The sequence below is a fragment of the Haemophilus parahaemolyticus genome (assembly GCF_018373095.1).
Taxonomy (GTDB): domain Bacteria; phylum Pseudomonadota; class Gammaproteobacteria; order Enterobacterales; family Pasteurellaceae; genus Haemophilus_A; species Haemophilus_A parahaemolyticus_A.
Map to the genome: position 1 here is coordinate 1 of NZ_JAHAHT010000151.1, position 2,380 is coordinate 2,380.

Here is a 2,380-nt window from a genome sequence, read left to right on the forward strand (position 1 = left end):
TAATCCCATACCTAATAGGGTAACAATAATGAGATGAATTAGATTACGATTTGTGCTCATATAATTTTGCAAAAGAAATATCTTTTGTCCATTGGTTGTAATACCCAGAATTTTTTCCATAAGAATTATCACAAACTTCGTTTGGGATACCTAAAAGGCAAGCAAAAATATGTCCGTGTAAACGACTTGTAATAATATTATCGTAGTTTAAAAAGATATTTTGACAACGGGTAATAACATCCATTGAATGACGATACCACACATCATTAATTTTATCTTTTACAAAACCTAAATTAAATTTATTCGCTAAAACAGAAAAACGGCTACACCATAATTCAAATTTCATATCAGAAGGTAATAAAAGATCATCCCAATCTTTAACATTATTTAAATCAGATAATGTCGCTTGAATTTCCGACTCAATATGGCTTTTTTCAATATCTTTACGTAAGAAATAAAGTGTATTCTTACCAGAAGTTTCTTCTTTTTGTGCTAATGTGCCATAAAGCTGATGAGCCATATCAGGAGATAATGCGACATTGGGTGAAAAATGTGCTTTCATCATCTCAAAAGTATTTGTATCACGAGAAAAAAGATGCAAATCTTTGTGCTGAGAAAAAAGAGATGCTGATTTTTGCATTGCAGTTTCATTTGAAAAATGTGCTGTTTGTGGCAATAAAATAATACGATTATTTGGAAAAGCTTGCACCAAATCTTCACGCATTTTTTGAATGCTTGGATAAAGATCGCCAAAGTTACCGCCACCGTGGCATAAAATTGTCGTGTTTGGATGCACGAATTTACGCACTTCCTCTAAGTTAAAAGCTTGCAAACAGCGACGTAAGCGAATGTTGATTTGGTAATCCTTGAAAAATTGTTCCGTGCCTGCGTAAATCAATAGATCCCCGACATTTTGATGTAGCGGATAGTCAAAATAAAGCACATCATTTTTATCAATAATTTTTTCTTCAATCTGTTTTAATTGTTGTTTTAAAGCTAAAAGCACGCTATTCATTGCATCTCTCAAAAATAAATAAAGTGTTTGGTAAGACAAGGTAGAACGAAGTGTTTTTGCTTCATTCCAAAATGGTGGGCATTTTAGCAATAATTTAGGAAAAAATCTTTTAAATACGCTTAGTAAATCATTGGAATGATTCAAATATTGAATATCCAACTAAAGTATGTCTACAAAGCCATATTCATATGGAATAAAAAACGGAGGCGTTGATTTTAGTTGAACCTCCGTTTTCTTCTATATTAACTTTGTCTAAAGTTTAGTTTTAAAACTTATTTAAATCTAAACTTAATGTGCTACTCTTTTGATTTCCAAACCAACGGATCAACACCACGATGAATAAGATCTTGATGCTCTTCAATACGGAACACAGGTTCTTGTTTTGCCTTTAGCTGACGAATATAATCTTTTAAAATTCGCCATACAAGTGGAGATAGGATAAGGATTGCAATTAAGTTGATGATTGCCATTGTTGCCATTACTGTATCAGCAAACGCCCAAACAATCCCACCATCGCGTACTGCACCGAAATAAACGAAGAACAATACGATTGAACGGAAGCCCCATACAAACCACGCTTTGTTTTTAATGTAACGAATATTAGTTTCTGCATAAGCATAGTTGCCGATAATTGAAGTGTAGCAGAATAAAAGCAAGATAAAGGCTAGGAAATGTACGCCAAATTCACCTAAGTGATATTGCAATGCGGTTTGGGTAAGCTCGACCCCTTTTAAGGTTTCATTACCATAATTATCTGACATTAAAATAATAACGGCAGTACAGGTACAAACTACAATAGTATCTACAAAAACACCAAGCATTTGGATTAAGCCTTGGCTCGCAGGATGTTTTGCATCAGATGTTGCTGCTGAGTTTGGTGCAGATCCCATACCAGCTTCATTTGAGAATAAGCCACGTTTAATCCCCATTAACATTGTTTTAGAAACAATACTTCCGAACATACCACCTGCAACTGCTGAAAAATCAAAGGCATTTGAGATGATCATTGATAAAATAGCGGGAACTTTGTTGATATTCATTCCTAGAATAATAACGGCGATAATCAAATAGAATAACGCCATTGTTGGTACCACTTTCGCGGAAACTTGTCCGATACGTTTAACCCCTCCAGCGATAATGACAGCTGTTAAGATTACAAGCACAATACCCACTGATTCAGCATCCCAAGACCATGCTTTACTTGTTGCTGCAACAATAGAGTTAGATTGAACAGCGTTAAACGCAAAACCAAATGTAAAGATTACCGTAATCGCAAATGCAATCGCAAGCTCCCAATACCTCATTGGACGATCGTACAGATACCGTCACTATCAAAAGTGATTACTGGATTGGCAAAGAGGTAAG

Annotated in this window: 2 protein-coding genes; both read right to left on the reverse strand. The window is 34.9% G+C overall.

Going from position 1 to position 2,380, the window contains the following annotated elements:
* Positions 1-43: 43 nt before the first annotated feature.
* The gene (locus tag KH943_RS09870) at positions 44-1,015 is read right to left on the reverse strand and encodes a polysaccharide pyruvyl transferase family protein (RefSeq protein ID WP_304110412.1); all 972 of its coding nucleotides are present in this window, start codon (positions 1,013-1,015) and stop codon (positions 44-46) included.
* Between the two features lie 296 nt (positions 1,016-1,311).
* Positions 1,312-2,334: an alanine/glycine:cation symporter family protein gene (locus KH943_RS09875; RefSeq protein ID WP_438359840.1), complete on the reverse strand. Its 1,023-nt coding sequence runs from the start codon at positions 2,332-2,334 to the stop codon at positions 1,312-1,314.
* Positions 2,335-2,380 lie beyond the last annotated feature (46 nt).

Excerpts from the sequence above, each read along its gene's own strand:
- KH943_RS09870 (WP_304110412.1), bottom strand. The coding sequence starts at position 1,015 with ATGAATAGCGTGCTTTTAGCTTTAAAACAACAATTAAAACAGATTGAA.